The 25,536-nt window shown below is 37.8% G+C and carries 23 protein-coding genes; 1 reads left to right on the forward strand and 22 read right to left on the reverse strand.

Features of this window, described 5'->3' with window-relative positions; all coding sequences use genetic code 11:
• Positions 1–87 precede the first annotated feature (87 nt).
• The 5 genes from pheT to recG form a co-directional block, all read right to left on the reverse strand.
• The gene (pheT, locus tag BUC17_RS12285) at positions 88–2,511 is read right to left on the reverse strand and encodes a phenylalanine--tRNA ligase subunit beta (protein WP_073364949.1); all 2,424 of its coding nucleotides are present in this window, start codon (positions 2,509–2,511) and stop codon (positions 88–90) included.
• Between the two features lie 208 nt (positions 2,512–2,719).
• The gene (locus BUC17_RS12290; RefSeq protein WP_073364951.1) at positions 2,720–4,027 is read right to left on the reverse strand and encodes a TolC family protein; all 1,308 of its coding nucleotides are present in this window, start codon (positions 4,025–4,027) and stop codon (positions 2,720–2,722) included.
• A 3-nt stretch (positions 4,028–4,030) separates the two neighbouring features.
• Positions 4,031–7,108 (reverse strand): efflux RND transporter permease subunit, encoded by a 3,078-nt coding sequence (locus tag BUC17_RS12295; RefSeq protein ID WP_073364953.1) that lies wholly within the window; start codon positions 7,106–7,108, stop codon positions 4,031–4,033.
• Positions 7,109–7,112: 4 nt separating this feature from the next.
• Positions 7,113–8,171: an efflux RND transporter periplasmic adaptor subunit gene (locus tag BUC17_RS12300; RefSeq protein WP_073364955.1), complete on the reverse strand. Its 1,059-nt coding sequence runs from the start codon at positions 8,169–8,171 to the stop codon at positions 7,113–7,115.
• Positions 8,172–8,271: 100 nt separating this feature from the next.
• Positions 8,272–10,377 (reverse strand): ATP-dependent DNA helicase RecG, encoded by a 2,106-nt coding sequence (gene recG, locus BUC17_RS12305; RefSeq protein WP_073364957.1) that lies wholly within the window; start codon positions 10,375–10,377, stop codon positions 8,272–8,274.
• Positions 10,378–10,461: 84 nt separating this feature from the next.
• On the opposite strand from recG, the gene BUC17_RS12310 reads away from it, so the two are divergent.
• Positions 10,462–12,570, forward strand: coding sequence for a M1 family metallopeptidase (locus tag BUC17_RS12310; RefSeq protein WP_073364958.1), 2,109 nt, complete (start codon positions 10,462–10,464; stop codon positions 12,568–12,570).
• 32 nt (positions 12,571–12,602) lie between these two features.
• Here the strand turns inward: BUC17_RS12310 and BUC17_RS12315 are convergent, their stop codons facing one another.
• The 17 genes from BUC17_RS12315 to BUC17_RS12400 form a co-directional block, all read right to left on the reverse strand.
• A complete protein-coding gene (locus tag BUC17_RS12315; RefSeq protein ID WP_143161801.1) occupies positions 12,603–13,043 on the reverse strand; it encodes a copper resistance protein NlpE in 441 nt (146 codons plus the stop codon).
• A 142-nt stretch (positions 13,044–13,185) separates the two neighbouring features.
• Positions 13,186–13,608 (reverse strand): hypothetical protein, encoded by a 423-nt coding sequence (locus BUC17_RS12320; RefSeq protein WP_073364962.1) that lies wholly within the window; start codon positions 13,606–13,608, stop codon positions 13,186–13,188.
• Positions 13,609–13,810: 202 nt separating this feature from the next.
• A complete protein-coding gene (locus BUC17_RS12325) occupies positions 13,811–14,260 on the reverse strand; it encodes a hypothetical protein (RefSeq protein WP_073364964.1) in 450 nt (149 codons plus the stop codon).
• A 162-nt stretch (positions 14,261–14,422) separates the two neighbouring features.
• On the reverse strand, positions 14,423–15,400 hold the full coding sequence (locus BUC17_RS12330; RefSeq protein WP_073364966.1) for an XAC2610-related protein: 978 nt from the start codon (positions 15,398–15,400) through the stop codon (positions 14,423–14,425).
• 168 nt (positions 15,401–15,568) lie between these two features.
• Positions 15,569–16,339, reverse strand: a complete 771-nt coding sequence (locus tag BUC17_RS12335) for a hypothetical protein (protein ID WP_143161802.1) — start codon at positions 16,337–16,339, stop codon at positions 15,569–15,571.
• A gap of 207 nt (positions 16,340–16,546) precedes the next feature.
• Positions 16,547–16,963: a hypothetical protein gene (locus BUC17_RS12340; RefSeq protein WP_143161803.1), complete on the reverse strand. Its 417-nt coding sequence runs from the start codon at positions 16,961–16,963 to the stop codon at positions 16,547–16,549.
• Positions 16,964–17,257: 294 nt separating this feature from the next.
• Positions 17,258–17,656: a hypothetical protein gene (locus BUC17_RS12345; RefSeq protein WP_073364972.1), complete on the reverse strand. Its 399-nt coding sequence runs from the start codon at positions 17,654–17,656 to the stop codon at positions 17,258–17,260.
• Between the two features lie 201 nt (positions 17,657–17,857).
• Entirely contained in the window at positions 17,858–18,262 is a 405-nt protein-coding gene (locus BUC17_RS12350; protein ID WP_073364974.1) for a hypothetical protein, read from the reverse strand.
• Between the two features lie 163 nt (positions 18,263–18,425).
• Entirely contained in the window at positions 18,426–18,824 is a 399-nt protein-coding gene (locus tag BUC17_RS12355) for a hypothetical protein (protein WP_073364977.1), read from the reverse strand.
• A 204-nt stretch (positions 18,825–19,028) separates the two neighbouring features.
• On the reverse strand, positions 19,029–19,433 hold the full coding sequence (locus BUC17_RS12360; protein WP_073364979.1) for a hypothetical protein: 405 nt from the start codon (positions 19,431–19,433) through the stop codon (positions 19,029–19,031).
• Positions 19,434–19,612: 179 nt separating this feature from the next.
• Positions 19,613–19,948, reverse strand: a complete 336-nt coding sequence (locus BUC17_RS12365; protein WP_083544977.1) for a hypothetical protein — start codon at positions 19,946–19,948, stop codon at positions 19,613–19,615.
• Positions 19,949–20,150: 202 nt separating this feature from the next.
• Complete coding sequence (locus BUC17_RS12370) at positions 20,151–20,558, reverse strand: TolB-like translocation protein (protein ID WP_073364981.1); 408 nt, start codon at positions 20,556–20,558, stop codon at positions 20,151–20,153.
• Between the two features lie 244 nt (positions 20,559–20,802).
• A complete protein-coding gene (locus BUC17_RS12375; protein WP_073364983.1) occupies positions 20,803–22,164 on the reverse strand; it encodes a flavin monoamine oxidase family protein in 1,362 nt (453 codons plus the stop codon).
• Between the two features lie 211 nt (positions 22,165–22,375).
• The gene (locus BUC17_RS12380) at positions 22,376–22,831 is read right to left on the reverse strand and encodes a hypothetical protein (RefSeq protein ID WP_073364984.1); all 456 of its coding nucleotides are present in this window, start codon (positions 22,829–22,831) and stop codon (positions 22,376–22,378) included.
• 93 nt (positions 22,832–22,924) lie between these two features.
• Positions 22,925–23,254, reverse strand: coding sequence for a hypothetical protein (locus BUC17_RS12385; RefSeq protein WP_073364986.1), 330 nt, complete (start codon positions 23,252–23,254; stop codon positions 22,925–22,927).
• A 25-nt stretch (positions 23,255–23,279) separates the two neighbouring features.
• Positions 23,280–24,248, reverse strand: a complete 969-nt coding sequence (locus tag BUC17_RS12390) for a WD40 repeat domain-containing protein (RefSeq protein WP_073364988.1) — start codon at positions 24,246–24,248, stop codon at positions 23,280–23,282.
• Between the two features lie 573 nt (positions 24,249–24,821).
• On the reverse strand, positions 24,822–25,511 hold the full coding sequence (locus BUC17_RS12400; RefSeq protein ID WP_143161804.1) for a hypothetical protein: 690 nt from the start codon (positions 25,509–25,511) through the stop codon (positions 24,822–24,824).
• Positions 25,512–25,536: the final 25 nt, after the last annotated feature.

The raw sequence follows: 25,536 nt of genomic DNA on the forward strand, positions 1-25,536 counted from the left end.
GTATAACGATGAACTTTCGTTAATTTTTTACCTAAAAAAAAGCCATCATTTACGATGGCTTGATTTTTTAAACTTAGAAGCTTTGATTTAACGCAGCTGTGCGCCCACTTCATTTTGAAAGACGGTCTGTAGTTTCCCCATGATTTTATCAATCTGCGTGTCCGTAAGAGTTTTGGTCGTATCTTGGAGAATAAAACTCAAGGCATACGATTTTTTGCCCTCCGGTAAATTTTTGCCCTCATACACATCAAATAAGTTTACTTGTTTTAGCAAACTTTTTTCCGTTTGACGAGCCAATTTATAGAGACTTTCAAAAGCAACACTTTGGTCCACTAATAAAGCAAGGTCACGACGAACTTCAGGATACTTCGGAATGTCTTGGAATTTGATTTTATTGGAAATCATTTTGATGATCAAGTCCCAATTAAAATCGGCATAGAAGACTTCTTGCTTTATGTCAAAATGCTTGATAATATGTTTTTTAACTACTCCAAATTCAACCAATACATCATTGCCGAATCCCATCGATATTCCTTCTGAAAACACATCGTTTTGTACGGGTTTATCCTCAATCTTATGGTATCCTAATCGATCAAATAAGGAAAGAATCACCCCTTTGAAAACAAAGAAATCGGTAGGACGTTGGGGTTCATTCCAACTTTCAGCAGTTCGATCACCGGTCATGAAAACGGTTAGATGTTTTTTCTCTTGATAGCCTGATAACAATTTGTGATATGTTTTCCCGAACTCAAACAATTTCAAATCCCCATTCTTACGGTTGATATTGTACGACAACGCTTCCAAGCCCGAAAATAACATGGATTGACGCAAGGTTGCCAAATCGTTACTCAACGGATTCAACATCGAAACATTGTATTCCTCTTTCAATTGAGGCGATAACTTTACATAATCGCCAGTCGTGAGCGAATTGGCCATCATTTCATGAAAGCCTAACGCATTTAATTGATGCGCTACAATGTTTTGTAATTTATAATCTTCTGTGCGCGGCGAATTGGCTACCGTAGCATTGATTTTCTTGGTAAAATTTACATTGTTGTATCCATACACGCGAAGAATTTCTTCAATCACATCAATCTCGCGTTGCACATCTACACGATACGCTGGGATAATTAATCCTAATCCAGCGTCGGTAATGCTATTGACCTTGATATCCAATGACGCTAAAATCTTTTTGATGGTTTCCTTCGGAATTTCTTGACCAATTAATTTAAACGCTTTGTCAAAATTCAAGAAAACCGAAAAATCCTCGACTTTTTTGGGATATAAATCCACTACATCCGAAGTCATTTCACCACCCGCTACTTCCATAATCAACATGGAAGCTCTTTTTAAGGCATATTCGGTAATATTGGGGTCGATCCCGCGCTCAAAACGAAAAGAAGCATCAGTACTCAATCCATGGCGTTTGGCCGTTTTACGAATCGTAACGGGATTAAAATACGCACTTTCCAAGAATATAGAAGTCGTCGTTTCAGTCACGCCAGAAGATTTACCACCGAAAACGCCCGCCATACACAATGGACCGTTTTCATCACAAATCATGAGGTCGTCTTCATGCAATACCCGTTCGGTATCGTCCAAAGTGACAAATTTAGTTCCCGCAGCTACCGTTTTTACAGTGATTTTTCCATTGATTTTGGCGGCGTCAAAAGCATGCAACGGTTGACCCAATTCATGTAAAATATAATTGGTGACATCCACAATATTATTTTTTGGACTGAGTCCAATCGCTTTTAAACGGTTTTGCAACCATTCTGGTGAAGGTTTCACTTTAATTCCCGAAATCGTCACACCACAATACCGTGGACATAACTTAGCATCCACCACATCCACAGGAATTTTCAAGGTGCGTTTGTCCACTTTAAAGGCAGAAACCGAAGGAGTGATCAACTCAATATTCTTATTGCGAAGTAACAAACCTGCACGCAAGTCCCTAGCGACCCCCATATGTGACATCGCATCGGCACGGTTGGGCGTTAGTCCAATTTCAAACACCTCATCGTTTTCAATTTTCAATACTTCAGCAAGAGGTGTTCCCGGTTTTAATTTAGCATCCAAAATCATAATGCCCTCGTGATTGGTTCCCAAACCCAATTCGTCCTCGGCGCATATCATCCCGTGGCTTTCTTGGCCGCGAATTTTTCCTTTTTTGATTTCAAATTCGTTCCCCGAAGCATCAAACAGCAGCGTGCCGATGGTGGCTACAGGTACTTTTTGACCCGCCGCAACATTAGGAGCCCCGCAAACTATTTGCACAGGTGGATTGCCATCGCCCAAATCAACGGTGGTTACTTTTAATCGATCGGCATCAGGGTGTTTTTCACAGGTTTTTACTTCACCCACGACAACCCCAACCAAACCGCCTTTCACCGATTGGTATTTTTCGACCACTTCTACTTCTAAACCTAAGTCGGTTAGTAAAGCCGCAGTCTCTTCTGAAGGTAAATCTATTTTTAAAAATTGCTTAAGCCAATTATAGGAAATTCGCATGATTGTATTGATTTTGACGGGGGCAAAGATAGCGATATCGAGCGGGAAAGTAAAAATTATTTGAAGTGATTTCCATCATTTGTATCCGAAAAAAAAGTGTGTAAAAATGTGTCAATTCGATTACATTAAACGCATTCTTCTAAAGCTTAATGAGCTGAAATCTTTATGTTGTATTGAATTCAACAAGAAGTAAAAAAGATTTATTGTGTCAATAAAACTTCCAAAACCGCAAAGTACCCGATAATTCTTTGAGGGTGGTTTCGAAAATTTTGGCTTGAAAAAGAGCATTGCTATGGCGAATCTTTGCCTCAATGTATTGTTGCTGGGCAGTGCGGTATTCAATGGGAGTGAGTGTACCGATTTTGAATTTTGCAAGCGTAATATCAAGATTTTGTGCAGCCAACGTCACATTATTTGCTTCAATAGTGGCCAAACTTTTTTGAGCAAGATAACTCTCATAAGCACTTTGCAGTTGTCCAACGATCAATAATTCTTGTTGCGCCACAGTAAGTTTGGCATTTTCAATTTCTAATTTGGCAATGCGTTCGTCTCGACTAATTTGGTTGCCTTGAAAAATAGGCATACTCGCCGAAAATCCGTACGTGAATCCTTGACTTTGCGACTGAGTAATGAATCCCAACGAGGCTTCCGTGCGTTGAATGTTGTAGCCCGTATTCACTCGAATGGTAGGATATCGTCCAGCCCGAATTTGCTTCAATTGCAGTTCTGCACTGTTTTTAGCTAACATCAAAGCAATTAACTGCGGATTTTGTGACTTGGCCAAGGAAATATGCGCAGCTAAATCTATATTTTCCTCCAAAATAACAGACTCTTCCACCTGAAAGTCCAGTTCAGGGGCACGTGCCATCAAGACATTAAGATTAATTTTTGCCGCTTTGTATTGTTCTTTTTGTCGCACTTGCAGACTTTCGTCGGTGTTTAAATCGACTTGCGCATTGAGCACTTCGAGTTTGGAGGCTTTTCCAATTTTATACCGATTTTCAGCCACGGTATAACGCGCTTTAGATAATGCGATGGCCGTATCTACAGCCTTGATTTGTTGTTGCCGTTGTACCAAATCATAATACGCTACATAGATATCACCGACTCGGGTTAGAATTGCCGATTGAAGCGCGGCTTTACCTTGAGCCTCCAGTTTTTTCAATTGTTCTTTGCGGGCAAACATGCGAAGTCCGTCAAAAACGGTCCAATCCAAGGCCACACCAAAATTCAGGACTAAATTCTTGGCATTATTTAACGTGCGTTCGGTGCCACCTTGTATTTGATTGGTATTGGTAATCGAGTTAATGTCATTGACATTGAGCATGATATTGGGCAACATTCCCGCGTTTCCGGCATCATTTCGAGTTGAAGCGATACTGGCATTGTTTTTGGCCAATACAATATCGAAGTTGTTTTGTAGTGCTATATCTAGCGCCTCCTCCAAACGAAGAATGGGTTGTGCAATTCCCGGCTGAAAAATGAAAAAAAGAAGAAATAAATAAATAGTTCGCATAGCTTAGTTTTCTATTGCATCAAATTCAGGACGATGTTTACGGGCCCTTGACCACATTAAATAGACGGCGGGAATGACATAAAGGGTGAGTAGTAATGAAAACAATGTACCCCCCACGATAACCACGCCCATTCCCATACGACTGCCCGAAGCTGCGCCCAATGACAAAGCAATCGGTAAGGCACCTAGTGCAATGGCTAAACTGGTCATCAATATCGGTCGCAGGCGAGCTTCAGAGGCTTCGACTATGGCCTCATACTTGGTGCGGCCTTGGGTGCGTAACTGATTGGCAAATTCAACAATCAAAATCCCGTTTTTAGTCACCAATCCAATTAGCATAACCGTACCAATTTGGCTAAATATATTCCAACTTTGACCAAACAACCAAAGCGACAACAAGGCACCGGCGACTGCCATAGGTACGGTAAGGATGATAATCAAAGGATCGACAAAACTTTCGAATTGAGCCGCCAAAATGAGGTAAATTAATAGTAGCGCTAGCCCAAAAGCAAAAAGGGTATTGGAACTACTTTCGACAAAATCACGCGATTCCCCATTCAAGTCCGTAGTAAAGGAATCATCCAAAACTTTTGCTTTGATGGCATTCATCGCTTCAATTCCTTCCCCAATACTTTTTCCTGGCGCCAATCCCGCCGAAACTGTGGCCGACATATAGCGATTGTTATGATACAATTGCGGTGGATTGCTTTGTTCTTCTACGGTGACCACATTGTCGAGTTGTACCAGCTCGCCCCGTTTGTTCTTTACATACATAGCGGTCAAGTCCAAGGGATCATCACGGTCTTTATCGTCAAATTGCCCAATAACTTGGTATTGTTTCCCATTGCGCATAAAATAACCAAAACGTTGACCGCTCAATGAAAGTTGTAAAGTTTGAGCAACATCCAAAACGGATACGCCCAAGCTCTCGGCTTTTTCGCGGTCAATGGATAAATTCAACTCAGGTTTATTGAATTTCAAATTAACATCCACGATGGAGAAAGTTGGGTCTTGCGAAGCCAATTCCATAAATTGAGGAATCTTTTCCTGTAACTTTTCAAACGATTGGGCTTGAATGACGTACTGCACCGGAAGCCCGCCGCGTCGGTTTACCGAAATGGTAGGTTGCTCCGAAACTGTGATTTTAGCGTCGGTATATTTTTTTGTCCATTTCCCAAGATCTTCCGCAATAGCCTTCTGATTGCGGGTTCTCGCTTCGGGTTCGACCAATGCCAATCGCACCCGGCCGGTATTGACCGCTGAGGTGAAAAAGGTAGGCGAGGTGACAATTAAACCTACTTTTTTCTCGGGAATAGAATCGTTAATCAATTGCGACAGGTCTTGCATCAAACGATCCGTATACTCGTAAGTGGCTCCTTCTGGTGTGGTTACTCCTAAAATAACCAAATTTCGATCGTCGTAGGGCGCGGTTTCTTTGGGTAAAATGTTGAAAAAGAGGTAAATCAATCCAAAGCAGGTTGCTAGAATCGGAAAACTTACCCATTTTTTTTCTAGAAAACGCTGGAGCGATTCAGCATACCCTTCATTCATTCGCTGAAAATAGGGTTCGGTAAATTGATAAAAACGACCCGGTTGGTGGCCGCCTTCTTTCATCAAATACGCATTAAGCATGGGCGTTAAGGTAAGCGAAACAAAAGCCGAGACCAGAACCGCAGCCCCGATGACCACCCCAAATTCCCTAAACAAGCGTCCGACAAACCCCTCCAAGAAAATGATGGGTAGAAAAACTGCAGCCAATGTGATTGAAATTGAAATGACAGCAAAGAAAATCTCATTCGACCCTTTGATAGCCGCTTCCATAGGGGACAATCCTTCTTCGACTTTTTTGAAGATATTTTCGGTCACCACAATTCCGTCATCGACAACCAAGCCCGTGGCCAAAACAATTGCTAAAAGGGTGAGCACATTGATGGAAAAGCCACACAAATACATGATAAAAAAGGTAGCAATCAACGAGACAGGAATGTCTAATAACGGACGAAATGCAATCGACCAATCCCTGAAAAACAAATAGATAATAAGGATTACTAAAAGTATCGATATCAATAAAGTTTCAGCAACTTCGGTCACCGATTTTTTGATAAAAAGGGTATTGTCTAAAGCGACATTCAAGTGTATATCTTTGGGCAAATCTTTTTCAAATTGCGCATATTGTTTGTAAAACTGGTCGGCGATATCCAAATAATTGGTTCCCGGTTGCGGAATAATAGCCAAGCCTAGCATGGGTTTTCCCGATTCGGTTAATTGCGATTCTAAAACTTGGGGCGCCAATTCGGCACGGCCAATATCACTGAAACGAATTGTATTTCCACCTTCGGAAGCGATAATCATAGCATTAAATTCGTCTTCCTCAGCCAGATTTCCTAAAGTACGCACGGTAAGCTCTGTCGATTTTCCCGTAATTTTTCCTGAGGGCAATTCTACATTTTGTGCATTCAATGCCGTCGAAATATCCTTGACCGTAAGTCCGTAAGCGCTCATTTTTACGGGGTCCAACCACAACCGCATCGCATATCGTTTTTGACCCCAAATTTGAACGCTACTCACTCCCGAAATGGTTTGCAATCTTTCGGCCAACACATTTTCAGCGTACTCACTTAATTCCATTACATTTCGAGTATCACTTTGTACGGTCATGGTGATAATGGGATCCGAATCGGCATCGGCTTTGGCAACCACAGGTGGAGCGTCAATGTCTTGGGGAAGCGAACGAACCGCTTGCGCCACTTTATCGCGGACATCGTTGGCTGCTTCTTCCAAATTTTTCTCCAATTTAAACTCAACGGTAATCGTACTTGATCCTTGTGCCGAATTGGACGTAATATTTCGAATCCCATCGACCGAGTTTATCGCTTTTTCGAGTGGCTCTGTGATTTGTTGTTCAATAATATCGGCATTGGCTCCCGTATAATTCGTTTGCACTGTGATAACCGCCGGGTCAATGGAAGGAAATTCACGAACGCCCAAATAGGAGTAGCCCAATATCCCAAAAAGGATAATGAGCAAATTCACAACAATGGTGAATACAGGCCTTTTGATACTCAGTGTAGAAAGTCCCATTGCTTTACGGTTTCCATTGCAGTTCAACAGGAGTATCGTCTTTCAGCGCCATCACGCCTGAGACCAACAGGGTATCACCTGCTTTTAATCCCGCAGTGACAATCACCTCTTTTCCAGTTCGTGTTAGTGTTTCAATAAGCACCGATTGCGCTTTGCCTTGACGTGCTACATATACTTTTTTCCCCTCTTTTACGGGAATAACCACTTCCGAAGGAATGCGGATGGCATCGGGGATGTTTTTTAGCGGCAACTGAATGTTGGCAAAAGTCCCAGGAAGTAAGGCTCCCGAGGTATTATCGGCATAGGCACGCACTTGCAACGTACGTGTGGTTGCATTGATCATAGGCTCTAGGGCATAAATTTTTGCAGTGAATACTTCTTTTGTATTGGCCACTGTAAATTGTATCGCTTGGTGCAAACGAATAGACGTAGCATATTTTTCGGGAAGTGAAAAAGCCACTTTGAGCGGTTGGGTACTCACCAGGCGGGCTATAGCTGTTGTAGGTGTGATATAAGTCCCCGGAGAAATGCTGCGTAAACCGATGGTACCTGAAAAAGGGGCCCGTAAACTGGTTTTGGCTATTTGAACCTGAATCAGTTGTTTTTGGGCTTTGGCTGTACGGTAATCGGCACTGGCAATATCATATTCTTCTCGGCTTATGGCCTCTTTTTCCAATAGCAATCGGGCACGGCGTTCTTGCTCTCCCGTCAACCGTTCTTTGGTGAGCGCTTGTGTGAGTTGTGCGCGAAGTTCAGCGTCATTTATTTTTACCAAAAGTTGCCCTTTCTGTACCCGAGTACCTTCCGTAAAAAGTATCTTTTCGGCGATTCCACTCACTTCAGGATGCAAGTTAACTTCTTCATTAGCTTCTAATGATCCCGATAATGAAATCGTGTTGGAAAAGTTTTGGGGCGTGACAATGAGGGCGCTAACTTTCAAGGGTTTGGGAGCGGTTGGAGCGGTGTTTTTGGGTTCGTTTTCGCTATTTTTTACAAGACGAAAAACAACTAAAGCCCCTACAATAATCCCTATACTAAGGAAAAATAAGGTTTTGGTTTTCATGGATGCTATACTGCAGGTTTGGTGCTACAAAGCTACGTTTTCAGGTGGAGTGCGGGGCAAACTTTGTATTAATTTAACATCTGTAGCTACAACTATTGTATCAACTAATATAATTCCAGATGTTCTTTTTCCGACTTAAAGCTAGAAACACAGCCCGTAAGGTTTGGTGTTCAGGGCGTTCCATTGTGGGGTCTTTTTTCAACAATTCTAAAGCATAGCTGCGCGCCAATTGCAAAATATCTTTGTCTTTCACCAAATCGGCTATCTGCAAGTTTAAAATTCCACTTTGTTGGGTCCCCATAATATCCCCCGGACCGCGAAGTTTCAAATCGACTTCGGCAATTTCAAAACCATCGTTGGTTCGGCACATGGTTTCCAAACGGGTTTTGCTCTCTTGACTCAATTGGTGGCTTGTCATCAAAATACAGTAACTCTGTTCAGCACCACGACCCACGCGCCCTCGCAATTGATGCAGTTGCGACAGTCCAAATCGCTCGGCACTTTCAATCACCATCACGGAGGCATTGGGAACATTGACACCCACTTCGATAACTGTAGTGGCCACCATAATTTGGGTTTTTCCTTGCGCAAATCGTTGCATTTCGGCTTCTTTTTCGGCAGGTTTCATTTTGCCATGAACGATCGAAATTGCATAATCGGGTAGAGGAAAATCTCGCGAAATGCTTTCATACCCGTCCATTAAATCCTTGTAATCCATTTTTTCACTTTCTTGAATCAAAGGATAGACAATATACACCTGACGGCCTTTGGCAATTTCATCTTTCAAAAATTTCCAAACTTTCAAACGATTTGCATCGTAACGGTGGACTGTTTGAATGGGTTTTCGCCCAGCGGGTAATTCATCAATCACCGAAATATCAAGATCGCCATACAAGCTCATAGCAAGTGTGCGTGGAATAGGGGTGGCAGTCATGACCAAAATATGCGGCGGCACGGTATTTTTTTGCCACAAACGACTGCGTTGCGCTACGCCAAATTTATGTTGCTCGTCGATGACGGACAACCCCAGGTTTTGAAACTGCACTTTATCTTCCAACAAGGCATGGGTACCAATGACAATCGAACAGCTTCCGTCGGCAAGGGCAGCAAACAAGCGGTTGCGTTCGGCCGTTTTGGTTGAACCCGTGAGCAATTCCACCTGAAGTCCCAAGGGAGCTGCCAGCGCTTGAATACTGTTGTAATGTTGCTGTGCCAAGATTTCGGTTGGGGCCATCAAGCAACTTTGGTAGCCGTTGTCGGTAGCCAAGAGCATCGTCATAAAGGCAACAATTGTTTTCCCCGAGCCTACATCGCCTTGTAGTAATCGGTTCATTTGCGCCTGACTTCCCAAATCGTTCCGTATTTCTTTAATCACGCGTTTTTGGGCATGGGTAAGGGGAAAGGGAAGGTGTTGGGTATAAAATGTATTGAAATGCGCACCCACTTGGGTAAACGGCATTCCTTTAATCTTGTGTTTGCGCACCAAGTTTTTGGTAATCAATTGCAATTGGATAAAGAAAAGCTCTTCAAATTTCAACCGAAATTGGGCCTTTAACAAGCCTTCTTGATCTTTTGGAAAATGAATTTGCCACAAAGCTTCGCGTTTGGAGACAAGTTTTAAATTCTCCATCAAATAGGCGGGAAGGGTCTCGCTAAACTGTCCCCCCGTTTCCAAAAACAACTGCTGCATCATTTTAAGTAATGCGCGGTTGGAAATCCCTTTATTGGCGAGTTTTTCTGTACTCGGATACACGGGTTGGATGGCTGTACGGAGACTATTTTGATGTTCTTCGAGAGCTTCCAATTCGGGATGGGCCATCGACGGAGTGCCTGCATATTGCGCTACACGCCCAAACGCTACGTAGGGTTGATTGAGTTTGAGATTTTCTTTGATCCACTTATGACCTTGAAACCACACCAGTTCCATTTCCCCTGTGTCATCGATGAAAGTTGCCACCAACCGACTTTTTGTTTTGCCGGTTTGTACCGTTTTCAGATGCACAATTTTACCAATAACTTGAACTTCTGTGGGACTTTGGGTGAGTTGGTTAATGGTATAGTACCGCGTTCTGTCGATGTAGCGATTCGGAAAAAGTTGCAACAAATCGCCATAGGTATGAATCTCCAATTCACTGCGCAATAACGCTCCGCGCTGGGGGCCAACGCCTTTGAGGTATTCGATAGGAGTTTCTAAAGTTGGGGACATACAACGGCCATTATCCAAAAGGCTAAGATACTTTAAAAACCTGAATTTCGAAATCTTCCGTTATCTTTGTCCAAAGCCTTTGTTATGCGTTTTTACTCTTTATTTCTTTCGTTGTTTGTTGCTGGGTCGGTTTGGAGTCAATCGCTTGTAGCTGTTGATTTTACTGACTTGAAAGCTACAGTTTTTCCAAATTTTGAAACCAAAGAAGTAAGCGGACATTGCCAGTTTACATTTATCGTGAACGCGCCCACGGATACGCTTCGCATAGACGCCAAAAACATGCGCTTTAGTTTGATGATGCTCAACGGAAAAGCGGTCGAATACAATGCCAACGCGCGTCAGTTGCTTTTGTACACCGGATTTAAAAAAGGGAAAAATCGGTTGTCGTTTTCGTACACAGCTCGTCCCAAACAAGCGTTATATTTTGTGGGAACCGCCGACGATTATCAAATTTGGACCCAAGGACAAGGCAAATACACTAGTCATTGGTTGCCTAGTTTTGATGATGTAAATGAAAAGCTGACCTTTTCCCTCAGTGTGACCACGCTAGAAGATGAAGTCGCTAATTCCAATCGGTTAATCGCCATCAGTAATGGTGAATTGGTGAAGAAAGAATCATTTCGCGCCATCCAAGAAGGAAAAGTATACACCACATGGAGCTATCAAATGAAAAAACCGATGGCGTCGTACTTGGTTATGTTGGCGGTGGGAAATTTTGATCAAAAGATTGCATCGAGTGCTTCGGGTATACCGTTGGAATCCTATCTCCAACCCAAAGATGCCGATAAATGGACAACGACGTATTGGCACAATGAACGGATTTTTAATTTTTTAGAAAAAGAGATTGGGGTAAAGTACCCGTGGCGCATTTACCGACAAATTCCCGTTCGCGACTTTTTGTATGCGGGTATGGAAAACACCACGTCGACCCTTTTTGCCCAAGATTATGTGGTTGATAGTGTGGCCGTCAATGACAAAAACTACTGCAATGTCAATGCGCACGAATTGGCCCATCAATGGTTTGGCGATTTGATTACGGCCCAATCGGGGAAACACCATTGGCTTCAAGAAGGATTTGCTACGTATTATGCTTTATTGGCTGAAAAAGAATTGTTTGGAGAGGATTACTTCTACTATCAATTGTACCGAAATGCCAACTTGATTAAGGCGGCAGCCAAAAACGATACAGTCCCCATTTTACATGAAAAAGCGAGTTCGTTATCGTATTATCAAAAAGGCGCATGGGCCCTACATTACCTTCGGGATCAGGTGGGGAAAAAGGTGTTTGATAAAATTGTAAAAACGTATTTAAAAAAGTATGCCCTTAAAAATGTGGTCACTGCCGATTTTTTGGCGGTGGTGCAACGCTATTCTGATTTTGATACGGAGGCATTTCAGCAACGTTGGTTGGAATCGGCAAAGTATCCTGAAGCCGATATCAACCAGTGCTTGGCGAAAAGTGCTATGGTTCAAGCCTTGGTCCAACTCCAAAAAGAGCGCAGTCTCCCGTTGGAAAGTAAGCTTTCTCGGTATACCACCCTGTTACAGTCGGAGGCGTTTTGGCCTTTGAAAGCGGAAGTGCTTTTTCAACTTAAGGGGCAACCCCTTGCGCAAACCGAAGCATTGTATCGTTTGGCTCTTGAACGTGGGAACCTTGAAGTGTTGACCGCGGTAAGTGAGCTGCTGACCGATATTCCAGAAAGTTTAAAAACTAGCTATGAAACCTTGTTGCATGCGCCCTCTTATGTGGTGCGGGGCAATGCTTTGGTTCATTTGTTAAAGCGTTTTCCCCACGATAGGATGCGTTTTTTTGAAATCGCCAAAGACTGGCGTGGGGCCAATGATTTGGGGTTGCGGATTGACTATTTGGGAGCGTATTTGGTTTTAATGCCTGAAACGAATCCCGATTATGCCTCGTTGAAAGCGGAGTTGATTGATTTTACCTCGCCCAAGTACGAGAGTGTCACTCGAATTCCGGCTTTACAACAAGCAGTTTCCCTTTTTCCTCAAGAAAACGAAGTCCTCAAAAACTTGGTCAACGCTACGCAACATCCCAAATGGCAGCTAGTTAAATATGCGCGCGATACGATTCGCAAGTTGATCAAACAAGAAACGTTTCGCGAACGGTTTACGGCGTTGATTCCCGAACTTCCCACCGACGCGCAATCGGAGCTGCAACGGTTGCTTAAGTAAGGTATATTTCGATGAAGCTTGGTAATGTGAAGTTAAGTTTTCTCCAGCAACAATCGCGGTAACCAATTGACTTTTGAGCTGAGGAACATTAACTGTTGAGGTTTTACGGTGGCGCTAGTATTTCGAGGCGACGGAGCGATCCACCGGGCCTTCGTCTCTGAAAAATCCAAAAGGTTTTGGGAAGTATCGGAGGGAGAGGTGGCATTTGTAAAAGTGATGATATTTTTTTCTAAGACCCAGGTTCCCTGTCCAACTTTTTGCTCTTCTACAGGGATTCGTTTTTTCAATTTGGAATAGTAGTTAAAGGTAAACGTGCCGTCATTTTTTAGGGTGATTTGATAATCCAAAATATCCATATCGACGGTAAGGATGTGCCGTGAATACGTTCCAGTGCAGTCGGCTGTTTGTGCTGTAAGAACTTGTGCGAGGAGGCATAACAACCAAGTAAAGTGTTTTAGTTGGGATGTTTTCATGGGCATAGGAGGGTGGGAATAGGTTGAAAAATAGTGAAATATTTAAACAGGTTAAATTTTAAAGACACTTATTTTGGAAAGAAAAATGGAGTACAAGTTGATAAAATTTAGCTTTAGCGGATGAGGGCTGTTAGTTGTAGTATCATTCCTTTGAAGCACTCACTTCTCTAATTGCAGTTTTTATGTTATTTTCTGAAAGCGGAATTCTAAATCTAAATTGTTCATTGTAGATACCAATTTCAGTACTAGTTTCGAAACATTTAAACTTTTCAGAAATTAACTCATGTAGTTTTTTTGAGACACTAATGCTCTTTTTATTTGCTCCAGAATAGTCATCTGCCGATGAAATAAGAAAGTATTGCACATCTGTGACTTTATTATTTTCAAAATTTACCCATGCTTCGATTAGAAAGTCTTGATTAAAATCTCCCTTAACCAAATCTAAATTTTTTGCAGTGAAATCATAAATTTCTAGTTGTATTTGCTGAATTGAGCATTTGTTGAATTGTTGAGCTCGAATGTAAAATGAAGCCGATAAAAAAATTAGAGTAAATATTTTTTTCATACTACTCGTTCTTTGATTTTATTTAAAAATTTTAGTTATCGCGTTTCCAACGATTTTACAGCTAACGTTCCGCGCCATCGCGACTGTGGCGATTCGAGCGAACTGCGTACTCTCTGCTAAGTTAATAGTTTTATGTGAAAAAAAGACGTGAAACGACGAAAATCCAGCCATAGCGGTTAACGGCTGTTATGAGCTATATTTTTTATTCTCTTTGTTTTATAAAGTTTAGTAAATTAATAATATGCTCTTCTGTGTGCGCATTAAATATGAAATTGAAGAACCAAAGTCCGTCATTTATGCTATTATTTTCTATTCTCCATTTCACTTCTAAAAGATCTTTTATGATGTCGCTTAAATCATCAACAGCATCACCAATTCCAATTTCGTCATTAACCAAATCATTTATTTCTAATACCATTTTGTATACGCCAAAATCTTTAAAGTTTGATTCAACATTCTGTCTTATGTTTGGGTACTTTTCGTTTTCAAAATCCGGATAATCTGTTTCGTCAAATTCATAATCTAAGTTAAAGTATAGATTATAAATTTTCACCAAATTTTTTGCTAATGATATTTCTTTGTCAACTTCAATTAAATTTGGTTGCAAACCATATTTGGCAATTTCGTCTATTGTAGGAATAAGTTCTTTCATTTTACAGTTATCTAAATATGGCTCATAACGTTTTTGGCTTGGCGAAGTGGCGGATTTTTAGCACAAAAGTTCAGTTTTGCACAAAAGTTTATTTAAAAACCAAATGCTCAATTTATCACTGAACCCGCCATTTTTCCAAACTGCTGTTAGCTGCTAGCATTTTCAAAATATTACATTTTCAATTTTTAAGTTTTTCAATTTTGTCAATGTTCCAAATTTTGTGTTATTAACGGCTTTCATTTCATAAGTATTATTTGGTGTTTTGGCTATTATTTTATGATCATAAATGATATACTCTGTATTACGAATTGTGAAGGATAAAGAATTTTCACGATTAGAATATTTGAAAGTGTCATTGAATAGTAATTCTATTTTTCCTTCAGAGTCTGTAAAAACGTAATACAAAATATATTCTGTCTTAAAAATTTTCATTTTCTTCTTGTTTTCAAATTCAAAGGAAAGCAACAAATTGTCTTTATCTACTTCCAATGCAAGAAGTTGATATTTAGATAATACCATTTTTCCTTTAATTAAATTTTGCTCTTCAATATCCCAAGTAATTCCCGTAGGACTCAATCCTTCTTCAACTATTTTTATCGGATAAGGCTTGTTGTCTTTTACTTTAAACTCCGAATACTCATGCCAACAGCAACCACTTTTTGTCATTGTGCTAATTGTTTTTGTTTTGTGGTCAATGTCAAACATTCCGCAATAGCCATGGGCAAGTTCAGTATATTCAGGATTTTGTTTAAATCCTTTGTTTGTAGCCAAATAGATTTGGAAAGACGGTCCGTGATAACAACTATTTTGACCGTCCATTATTGCAAAATCCTTTACACCGTCAAAATTATAGTCTTCATATAGAATTTGGCTATGTTCTCCGTACGGAAGTTTTTTTATGTTTGCAAGAACTTTGCCTTTATGAAGAGTGAAAGTTAATTCGTCCGAATTGATTTTAATGAGTTGTTTCTTAGTTTTTTTATCAAAGATTGCTACCCAACCTTTACTAGAAACTTCTGTTGTGTCTGCAATGTATAGTTTTCCGTAATAATCTTTTGAGAAATTGTCAACGACAAAAGTTGTCTGACAAAATACAGATTTTGAAAGTAGTAAAATAAGTAAAAACGCTATTCGTTTCATTTTCAGTGTATTTTGGTATACTTACCACCGGCGACTTGCAGCTTGGCGTAGTGATGTATTTTAAAGCACTCACGTTCACTTCAGCACTGTGTTTATTTGAAAAACAAATGGATAATTTAGCACTCAAGTTAGCCAATTTTCGATACTGCTTTGCCTGCTAGCCTATTTTTATTCATTTGCTTTTTTAAATTCGGTAACATAGTCAAATCCAAATTTCCCTTTTTGCATACAAAGTTCAATTTGTTCGCCTTCTTCAAAATTATGATATCGTGTTTTGCCAACTGAAAACCTTTCTTCTTTATTGTCCATAATCAAGAAGAAAAAATATTCTGTTGACCGACCACTACTTGTGCTTTTTCTTATAATAGCATATTTTTTGTAAAATGTAGATTGGTCTGCAAAATGATGATTGACAAACCCTGCTACAGCAGTAGAAAGAAGAAATAAGCCTACAAACAAACCAAAATGAACAGTGTATCTTCTTTTACTCTCATAATAAACGCTTGGGAATCCAGTCTTTAAAATTACGGTCAAGATTATTGCGATTAGTACACCAACAAGTCCTGCTGTCCAAAATAATTTTATGCCATTTATCGTATTGTCAAATTTTCTTATTTCAAACATTAAGCCAATTAGTCCAACAATAAATAAGGTTGATGAAAAGTAATAGACGAAATGATCAAATGGTTTAGTAGTCATTTCGTAATGAGTTTTTGGAGGAAAAAAGTCGTCAATGATAAGTTGAGATTGACCAATTATTTGTATAAGTTGATACATTCCAAATAAAAAGAATGGTAACGGAACAAGTCTAAATACACCTTTATTGTCAGCAAATAATAAAATAGGTAAAATGCAAAGTCCTATATAAAGAAGTTTTTTATAAAAATCTTTCCTTATTTCAGATGTTTGATTTGTTTTATTTTGTTTCTTTAATTTCATATTACGCATCTATTATTTTGCGATTTGTGTCAATGCTTGCTTACAACGTTCCGCAACTAGCCGACTTTGGCGATTAAAGCGAAACGATTAATTTCCCACTAAGATAAACGTTTTTAGCTTCGCACCGTTCGCTTTGTTCGGGTCGTGAAATAGGATAGAGGCGAAGAAAATCGAGCCCTAGCGGCTAGCGGCTGTTATGTGATACCGTTATTGTAAAGTTGTTTTCCATATTCTGTTTTCCACGTCCATTATGAACACTTCTTTATTGTCAACTTTCAGAATTCTTTTTGGCAGAATTTCTTTTGGAAATAAAATCGTGTGTGTCACCTCAAAAAAGTTATTTTTATACTCTAGAACTTGAATTTTATAGGCTTCGTCAGTTCCGGGATTATTTAATGCTATATATTTTTCTGTGTTTTCAATTCTCAATGGAAATCCTTCTAGTAATAATTGTCTGCAGCTTTTAGTTTCCAAAAAAATATATTTCTCTGAATTATATTCTGTTTTTTTAATCACAATGATTGAATTTTTAATTATTCCAAGTTCTTCAAACTTTACATAATTCTCGTCAGAATCTTTGTCTACGAATTCTATATTCTGTTTGTTATCACATTCAAACGACAAAGTATTTAGACTATGGTACTTTCTCTGATTTTTTACTATAGATATTTCCTCGAGTTTCTGTTTTTCTATTGAGTCATTTACCAACGAAAATTTATGCTGTGAAAAAACACAAAAAGGGAAGAGTAAAATTAAGAAAGTGTATTTTCTTATAAGTTCTGATAAGGTGTCACATAACTTTCAAGCGCTACACGCAGGTTAGGCTTAAAGATGCGTAATCTTTCGGTTAAAAACAAACTATTTTCAAATTAAGCCAATTGACCAGCTTGCATGTAGTGTGTGTTTGCAGTGATTTTTTCAACTCCAACTCATTCGGATTGTAACTTTTCCTTTTTCAACGTTTACTTTTCCGCCAAGTGATTCATTTTCGCCTGGATAAATTTCATAAGTCTCGTTTACTCCTTTTACTTTTGGTTTATTGTCCTTTAGTCTTTTACTATACAGAATCCACTTTTCAATTTCTTTTTTGGTAGCGTTAAATTCGATAATGAAAGTTCGGTTAAACATACTTCCAGATTTTTCAACCTTTATATTTTCTGCTTTTTTCGGTAGATTCGCTAATCCGCCCCAATCTAATGTCGTTTTAATCGCTTCAGCTTGTTGCCACGGAAAAACGATGCTTGAAAAAAAGTTCAAATAGCCGAAAACCAAAAGAACAAGTAGAAGTGATGTAAATATTTTAATCGTCTTTGTCATTTCTTATAATTCCTCAATATCATTGAAAATCATTGCAATCGTTCTGTGACTAGCCTACTGAAGCGGTCAAAGCGAAACGATTATTTCCCACTAAGATAAACGTTTTTAGCTTCGCACCGTTCGTTTCGCGCGGGTTGTGAAATAGGGTAGAAGTGAAGAAAATTCAATTATAGGGTCAGTGGCTGTGGGTTCTTGGTTGAATTATACAAGTATAGTTACGATTCCAAATATTGGGAAAGTTATAAATGATATTATTCCCCATTTCATTGATTGTCTGCACAATATGTATATCTCATGAAGTTCCATGTGATCAAGATTTTCGAAATCGTCATTCCTTTTTATTAATCCAATATCTACAATTTCTCCTTTGAAGTAGATTCCATAATCAACAACGTATTTTTCAAATAGATCTGGACGCGATAATTTTAACTTTATACTAAACTCAATTAGTTTTGCATAATAATTAAGCATAAAATAGGGAAAAGTTGGAATCATAAATATTATAGGAGCATAATTTCGGGATGGTTTTGGTGAAAGGAGAAACCAAATTATACTCCCTGAAAGTACGAAATAAAAGTAAGCTTGAGGTCTTGTAAATTTGATCATTTTTTTGACATTTCAACAATTGTTTCACACAACTAGCGGCTTCCGCTTTGTGTTTTAGCGACGGTTACGATGCCATTGCGATGTGTTCCTTTGCTAAGATAAAATATAATTGTGAAGCGAATAGTTTATTTTAGGAAAAACGAGTTAAAGCGCGAAACCATTGTCAGCCTACGTTGCAATTTTTCCACAAACTTCTCATGATAGGTGTAATTCGCCAACAATCTTTCAAGTTATTAATATCAAAACATGACCAATAAAATATTGAATGTTCGTGTAACTGAAAATTTTCTGAAAGCAGTCTTTGAACAATTTCTGAATACTTTAAAAAATCATTTTCTACTTCTTGTTCTTCAGTTGCTTGAATTATAATTTCCATTAGTGCAAATTTATTATCGTCGTCAATTTCGGAATTATAATACTCAATATACTTTTCTATGTCTTCTGATTTTCCAACAATAAATTCCCAATCTTGATAATCTTCCAAATCGAATTCAAGATTTAAATTTCTAGTTAATTCTTGAATAGCTTTTTGAGTAACAAATCTCAGTTTTGGTTGTTCCATGAAATTTCACTTTAGAATTCGGTTTCCAAGCATTCTCGGCTAATGTTTTTGCGCTTGGCGACTGTGACAGTCAAAACGAATCCCTTTTCTTTTACTAAGATAATTATTTTTTGCTTCACAGCGCTCCCTTTGCTCGGGTCGTGAACTTGGTGAGGAATTATAGAAATTTTAGCGCTAGCGGGTAGGGGCTGTTAGTTGTAGGACTTATTTTAAACGTATCATTTGGCCTGTATTTATTGTTAAATGTAGTTGCTTGTCATACGTCGATCTAAATTTCAGCGTGTCCGAATCAGATTCTTGAATTTCTAAAATTAATTTTCCGTAATTGATTAACGGTGGACTTATTTGAGCTTTATTCTGAATGAATAAGAAGTCGTATAAATAGATTGTATTTTTTTTCTGAGAATTTTTAAAACGAGTAATTGCACCGACAACGGTATCGTTATTGAATAGCTTCACATAATTATTTTCTTTGAATTCAATGATGTAATCTTCTATTTTTGACTCATCCTTTTTGTCGCATACAACTTTATATTTTCCTGAAATTTTGAATTCCTTTTGGAAACCCAAAAGAACAATCGATAAAATTAAAATGCCTACTTTTTTCATTCTATTCACAATGTTGGTTAACTGACGGCTTACGTTCTATAGCTATGCGAATGTGGAGAAACCAGCGATCTGCTTACTATATGCTAAGTTAATAGTTTTTTGCTACGCACCGTTCGCTTCGCTCGGGTCGTGAAAAACAAGTGTAAGGCCAAAAATCAAGCCTTAGCGGCTAGCGGCTGTTATAGGCAGGCTTTATTTATTTCATCTAAAACAATATTAAGTTTTTCGACAATTTCTTTCTGTGAATAGGAGCTTTCAATTTTCAGCGGATTTTCCCAATTTTGATTTTCAATAACAAAAATTTTAAATTTACCTTTATTATTTGAAACCTCACCATACCAACCTAAATCAATTATCAAATTTAAATTATCGAATTCAATTTGCATTAAATCTTCTTTCAAATAAAAGAGATTTTTATCTTCTATAAAATCGCTGTTAGGGTCGTATATATAAAACTCGTGATTTACAAATTTCCCGCATTTTGGTAATTTTATTTTTTGTAACTCAATTTCCATAAAAATGGTTCATTCAATTTATTAGTGTAAAGCTTGCCTATAATGTTCCGCAGCTGGCTGAATGTGGCGATTAAAGCGTAAGGTTTGTTAGCTTTTAGATACCTGTTTTTGTTTCATAGTGTTCGCATCGCGCGAGTTCTGTAATTAAAACGCAAAGCGAAAAAAAATCAAGTCATTGCGCGGAGGTGTTGTTGTACGAAGTTTAATTTAGATCGCTTAGTTCTATACCGTCTGGCCAAGTTGCAGATAATATTGGTTGTAAATTATTGCCATCGATATCACATGAATATACAGAAGTTACATTTGATCCAATACTACCAGCCAAGAAAAATATTTTTTGTCCGTCTGGAGATATTTTTACAGTGTTTCCACTGAATACAACATTAGCAGGAAGAGTTATTGGAACTTGTGTTTCATTGCTTCCATCATAGTTACATGTCCAAATTCCGTTTTGTAATCCTCCTGAAATTTTATAGTAAATTAATTTATTTGTTGTAGTACTTTGTGGCAGTTGAGATGCACTTTCAGAATTTGAGCAGCTGATTTGAAATAAAATTCCTGCTGAAGCAAAAACAAATAAATAAAGAGTTGTTTTAAAAAAATTTTTCATAATGATTGAATTAAAAATTGACTATTATTTTTTACGTTTCGAAAGCTAAAATAGGCTACTTCGTTCCACCGCTAGCCGACTGTGGCTTTTGAGCGGGGTATTTTTCTTCCACTAAGATAAAATATTTTCGTGAAGAAATGAGTTGAATTCTAGAAAAAACAGCAATAGCGGCTAGCGGCAGTTATGAGCCGTTCGTGTAGTTACTCTTAATGACTTTATATTCTGAATATTTAAAAATCCTTTTTTAAATCAAATCAATAATTTTATCTGCTTCTCTGATACCACTTAAATAAGCACCGTGGGCTGTTGAGAAATAATCAATATGTGTATGTTCGCCTGCAAAAAATAATTTGTCATTAATTTCTTCTGCCAAATCATCAAAATAGTGCATTTTTGTTCCCACTTGGGTAAAAGAATAAGCCCCAAACGAATTTTCATTCGTTTGCCATTTGGTTCTTACCAAATTGGTTGGGTTTGGAATACTGTTCCCGTAAATATCTCGTAAGTGTAACATTATTTCGTCTGTAATTTGAGCATCTGTCATTGTTTCTGTTAGCCTTGCATAGTCTGCATAAGCAAATGTCATTAAAGCGTTTACGTTTGGGTGAAATTTTTTAACATTAACAAAATAATTGAATTTGTCTTTTATTTCTGGAGTATAACCAATGTACTGCTCATCATCCCAAAAAGCAGTACTCCAAGTCAACAGAAATTTATTCACGCAACTCATGCCTATTTTTTGAATAGCGGTTTGTTTAGCTTTTGGTAATGCTGGAATAAATTGTATGTTGCCTGATTTTAAAACTCCCAATGGCACTGTTACCAAAACATAATCGGCTTCTGTGGTTGTTCCATTATGTGTAATCTTTGTTTTTGAGTTGGAATAATCAATTTTTGAAACTCTTTGATTGAGTTGAATATTTAAGTCATTTGCCAAATAGTTTGGTATAGTATCATATCCATTTGTTGAAATTCGCTCTTCGCCTGAAAACTCTTCGCCTTTATCATACAAAATTGAAGAAACTTTATCTAAATCGCCCAAATCAAATGTTATGTAAGTTGATAGTAGAAATTTCCAAAGTCTATCATTTGTATAAGTAGGATACATAGAATTAAAAATAGTTTCAAAACTTTGAGTTGCACTTCCGTTATTTTTAAGTGTACTTAAAATAGTTTCTAATTTTGCTTCAGCATGATCAAATTGTGTGTCGCTTATCAAAACCCCTCCAATATCATAGCAAACTAAACTTTCATCATTGGTAATAGCAGTGTTCATCCCAGCTTGTTGAGCTAAATTTGTAATTGGATTTCCATTTGTTCCGTGTATCCAACTTGCGCCTTCGTCAAAAGCCACCCCCAAAGTTCTATTAGTTCGTAGTCGTCCACCAACCTTGTCTTGTGCTTCTAATACAATTACATTGAAGCCATTTTCTTTCAGTTTTTTTGCTGCTGCAAGTCCTGAAATACCTGCGCCTATTACCACAACGGTTTTTCCATTAGGCTTATCATCGTCATCTTTATTACAAGAACTTGACAAATGCGACGGTGCAACAAGTAATATAGTTAGACCTGATAAGGTATCTTTTATAAACTTTCGTCTTTGCATTTTATGTTACTATTTTAGTTGGCGTCGTGTTTTGGATAAGTGGCCTACAATGTTTCGGGGCTAACCGTCTGTGGCGGAAAAGCGAAACGATTATTTTCGTACTAAGATAAACGTTTTTTGCTACGCCCCGTTTGCTTCGTTCGGGTCGTAAAATAGGGTAGAAGCGAAGTAAATCGAGCCCTAGCGGCTAGCGGCTGTCATGCGACGTCCTTTATTTAAGTTTTTTAATATCCATTTCAAGAATGCTATCACATAGAAGTATATCTTTTTCTATCTCTTTGTACCTAAGTTTAATATTAACTTTATATTCAGTGTCACTTCCAGAGTAGTCATATTTTTCGATTTTTCGGTAATGATTTTTGTCAATAAAAATTAGAATTTCTGAATTATCTTTTAGCTTCAAATTAAATGAGGGAAATCTTATTAATTTATGTTTTAACAAATTATGATAAAACTTTGATGATGCTTTTAATTCTGTATCGTTTAGTTTAACGGCTGAGCTATCAATTCTCTCAATAAATTTATAAATCTCTATATCACTTGCTGTTTGAAAATTAATTATACTGACGAAATTTGGATTTAATGTTCCTGTAATAATTTTTTCTTGGTCATTTGAGCAAGAATGTAAAATCAAGATTGTCGCAATAATTGAGATTGTTTTTTTCATTTTTTGATTTAGAATGTTGTTTAACGTTGCGTGCTAACCCACTGTGGCGATACCATAGAAAGGCGTACTTACAACGAAGATAATAGTTTTTTGCTACGCCCCGTTTGCTTCGTTCGGGTCTTTATAAGGTTGTATTTTCATTCTCTTAGGCACTCGGTTTCGTAATATGAAGCCTGAAATTTTCTTATCGGGAGTTAGTTCCTGATACCTACTTTTAATATAAGGTCTTGCACCATCAGTCGGTGAGTACTCTGTTTTTAAATATTCAATGTCTTCGTCATTTAATTCGCTTACTGTTCCGTCCTCGTTTACATATACATATTCAAACCCTGGTTCTTTTGGTCTCAAAGGAACAAAGTCTCTTAAGTAAAAGAAAAGTCCTAAAGTTATAATTACTCCAATTGTGATGTATAGTAGTGTCATGCTATAATTCTGCCAAACTGCTGCTTTATTCTAATGTCTTTATTCTTTTCGCTTTTTTATTCCAAAGTATTATTCGTTGTTCCATACTTGATGTAATGATTCTGTTTCCTTTTTCATTCCAAGAAACGCCCCATAAATAGTCGTTAGAATTACCCACCGAAATTAGGTTTCCACTTGTGTCCCAAATACGTAAAGCATCGCTTGCTGAGGCAAGTCTGTCCCCTTTTGGATTCCAGGCCAAATTTCTATATTCCCCTTTGCTGATGTCAATGGTTTTTATAAGTTCGCCCTGTTCATTCCAATATTGAAGTAACGATTTGTCTTTTTCGTCACCGTAATCTCCTGTTACAAAAAAGTCACCGGCATTATGCCAAGCAATACTTAACAATAATACGTCTTCCTGTCTATGTTTTATGGATTTTAGTAAATTTCCTTCAATGTCAAAAAAGCGAATTTTGTCCGATACTGTTGTAATTACATTTTTTTTCGGATGCCAATCAAGAGCAGTAATTCCTTTGGTTGAGTTAACTTGATTTACAAATTTTCTGAGTAATTCACCCTTACTATCATAAATCAATATTTGCCCGTCATTGTCTGCAATGCCTAAATATTCACCTGTAAAGTTCCAATCTAAGCCTCTTGCCCCTTCTGGGGAGATGTCATTCAACTCAATTTTCTCATTGGTCTCTAAATTGAAAATAAATGATTTTTCTTCTGACATTTGTGTTGTTACAGCAATAATATTTTTTGTAGGATGCCATTTAATACGTGTGATTGTATTCTTTACCGGGATTGACTTGTGTACTTTTAAATTTCCTTTATTGTAGATTTTTAAAGAGTCAACATTACCTCCAATTGCAATGTACTTTCCGTTAGGACTCCAATCAGTTGTCCAAAGAATTTCCTTTGTCAAAGCATTTTGTCCAAAAGTCTGATTAGTTAAAATAATAATCAGAAAATTTAGATATGCCACTATTTTAATTCGTGTCGTCATTGTGTCCGTTTTTTTAGGGTAGCCACTAACGTTTTCGGGCTTCGTGTCTGTTGTGTTCCAGCGAACTGTGTGCTTGTCGACTAAGATAGAATATTTACGTGAAGAAAGAAGTTCAATTCGAGAAAACCAGCATTAGCGCGAAATCGCTGTTATAAGCTGGCCGTTTTTTTCCACTTCCACAATGCTAACATAAAAATTGAAAAGAAAACAAATAGGCTTATTATAAAACAAAAGAGTAGTCCAACAGGTATAATTATTGTGTTCCATTTATAAGCAATGGGATTTCCAAGATAATATCCGGGACTCTTATAATCACTCAAATTTGAAAAAACAAAGAAAACAAACGGAATATTAAACATCAACTATTGAGTAAATTTTATTCTAAATCTTAAGTATTTTTCAATCACTAAAAAAATAGAACCTAATGCAAAATATAGCAAGGATATGAATATCGCGAAATCATTTCCAGAAATTACGTAGAATGTATCATCAATATTAAAAACTTGCTTGTTTTGACTTATGATTGAATACAAACTCAAGATTATTCCAGTTGCGAAATATAAATGTGATATTTTAATTATTTTTTTCATCGTCAAATTTGAAGATTTCTTCTTCATTGTCAATCATATAGCTTAGGCACTTTTCAAAGTTGCTTTTAACCGTCTTGCTTAGAAAATTCTTCCATTCAGGTTCATCTTCATGTCTAATAAATGCGAGTAAAGCCAATGCATAGGCCCATTCGTCAATTGTTAAATAACCTAATTTGCTGTGTCCCCAACGGTCAATCTTATTATAAAACTGAAAGGCACAATTTGCATTGAAAATTCCAAGTCCGAAAAAGACTGTTGTAAAGTCGGTAAGCATTTCATCGTTTTGATCAAGCTTTTTCTCGCCAAGTAACTTTATATGAGAAAGTTCATGAGCAATTGTAGCAATCAAACTGTCAGGCCTTTCTAAAATTGCTTCATCGAGTGAAATAATGTATTTGCCATCAACTTTTTCATTGTGATATAATCCTGCGGCTTCTGGATTTTCGGGGTCTGATTCCAAAAAAATCACAGATGTTCCCAAGTTAATTTCCTTTAGTCCGTTGTTGTAAAAGTCTACCTTAATCTCATTTGGGTCAAGGTTCATATTGCTACAAATAATTTTAATAGCGTCAATGGCATTACCTCTGCTATTATTCCATCTTATTGGAAAGTCTGAAATTGTTGGTGTCAGGATTCTACGGTCTTCTATTTTTGGTTCAGGAAACTCCTGCATCAGCCAAAGAAAATTGTTCTCGAAG

This window comes from Flavobacterium fontis (assembly GCF_900129405.1).
Classification (GTDB): Bacteria; Bacteroidota; Bacteroidia; order Flavobacteriales; family Flavobacteriaceae; genus Flavobacterium; species Flavobacterium fontis.

Coding starts and splice junctions, on each gene's coding strand:
- pheT (WP_073364949.1), bottom strand. CDS start 2,511: ATGCGAATTTCCTATAATTGGCTTAAGCAATTTTTAAAAATAGATTTA.
- BUC17_RS12290 (WP_073364951.1), bottom strand. CDS start 4,027: ATGCGAACTATTTATTTATTTCTTCTTTTTTTCATTTTTCAGCCGGGA.
- BUC17_RS12295 (WP_073364953.1), bottom strand. CDS start 7,108: ATGGGACTTTCTACACTGAGTATCAAAAGGCCTGTATTCACCATTGTT.
- BUC17_RS12300 (WP_073364955.1), bottom strand. CDS start 8,171: ATGAAAACCAAAACCTTATTTTTCCTTAGTATAGGGATTATTGTAGGG.
- recG (WP_073364957.1), bottom strand. CDS start 10,377: ATGTCCCCAACTTTAGAAACTCCTATCGAATACCTCAAAGGCGTTGGC.
- BUC17_RS12310 (WP_073364958.1), top strand. CDS start 10,462: ATGCGTTTTTACTCTTTATTTCTTTCGTTGTTTGTTGCTGGGTCGGTT.
- BUC17_RS12315 (WP_143161801.1), bottom strand. CDS start 13,043: ATGAAAACATCCCAACTAAAACACTTTACTTGGTTGTTATGCCTCCTC.
- BUC17_RS12320 (WP_073364962.1), bottom strand. CDS start 13,608: ATGAAAAAAATATTTACTCTAATTTTTTTATCGGCTTCATTTTACATT.
- BUC17_RS12325 (WP_073364964.1), bottom strand. CDS start 14,260: ATGAAAGAACTTATTCCTACAATAGACGAAATTGCCAAATATGGTTTG.
- BUC17_RS12330 (WP_073364966.1), bottom strand. CDS start 15,400: ATGAAACGAATAGCGTTTTTACTTATTTTACTACTTTCAAAATCTGTA.
- BUC17_RS12335 (WP_143161802.1), bottom strand. CDS start 16,339: ATGAAATTAAAGAAACAAAATAAAACAAATCAAACATCTGAAATAAGG.
- BUC17_RS12345 (WP_073364972.1), bottom strand. CDS start 17,656: ATGACAAAGACGATTAAAATATTTACATCACTTCTACTTGTTCTTTTG.
- BUC17_RS12350 (WP_073364974.1), bottom strand. CDS start 18,262: ATGATCAAATTTACAAGACCTCAAGCTTACTTTTATTTCGTACTTTCA.
- BUC17_RS12355 (WP_073364977.1), bottom strand. CDS start 18,824: ATGGAACAACCAAAACTGAGATTTGTTACTCAAAAAGCTATTCAAGAA.
- BUC17_RS12360 (WP_073364979.1), bottom strand. CDS start 19,433: ATGAAAAAAGTAGGCATTTTAATTTTATCGATTGTTCTTTTGGGTTTC.
- BUC17_RS12365 (WP_083544977.1), bottom strand. CDS start 19,948: ATGGAAATTGAGTTACAAAAAATAAAATTACCAAAATGCGGGAAATTT.
- BUC17_RS12370 (WP_073364981.1), bottom strand. CDS start 20,558: ATGAAAAATTTTTTTAAAACAACTCTTTATTTATTTGTTTTTGCTTCA.
- BUC17_RS12375 (WP_073364983.1), bottom strand. CDS start 22,164: ATGCAAAGACGAAAGTTTATAAAAGATACCTTATCAGGTCTAACTATA.
- BUC17_RS12380 (WP_073364984.1), bottom strand. CDS start 22,831: ATGAAAAAAACAATCTCAATTATTGCGACAATCTTGATTTTACATTCT.
- BUC17_RS12385 (WP_073364986.1), bottom strand. CDS start 23,254: ATGACACTACTATACATCACAATTGGAGTAATTATAACTTTAGGACTT.
- BUC17_RS12390 (WP_073364988.1), bottom strand. CDS start 24,248: ATGACGACACGAATTAAAATAGTGGCATATCTAAATTTTCTGATTATT.
- BUC17_RS12400 (WP_143161804.1), bottom strand. CDS start 25,511: ATGCAGGAGTTTCCTGAACCAAAAATAGAAGACCGTAGAATCCTGACA.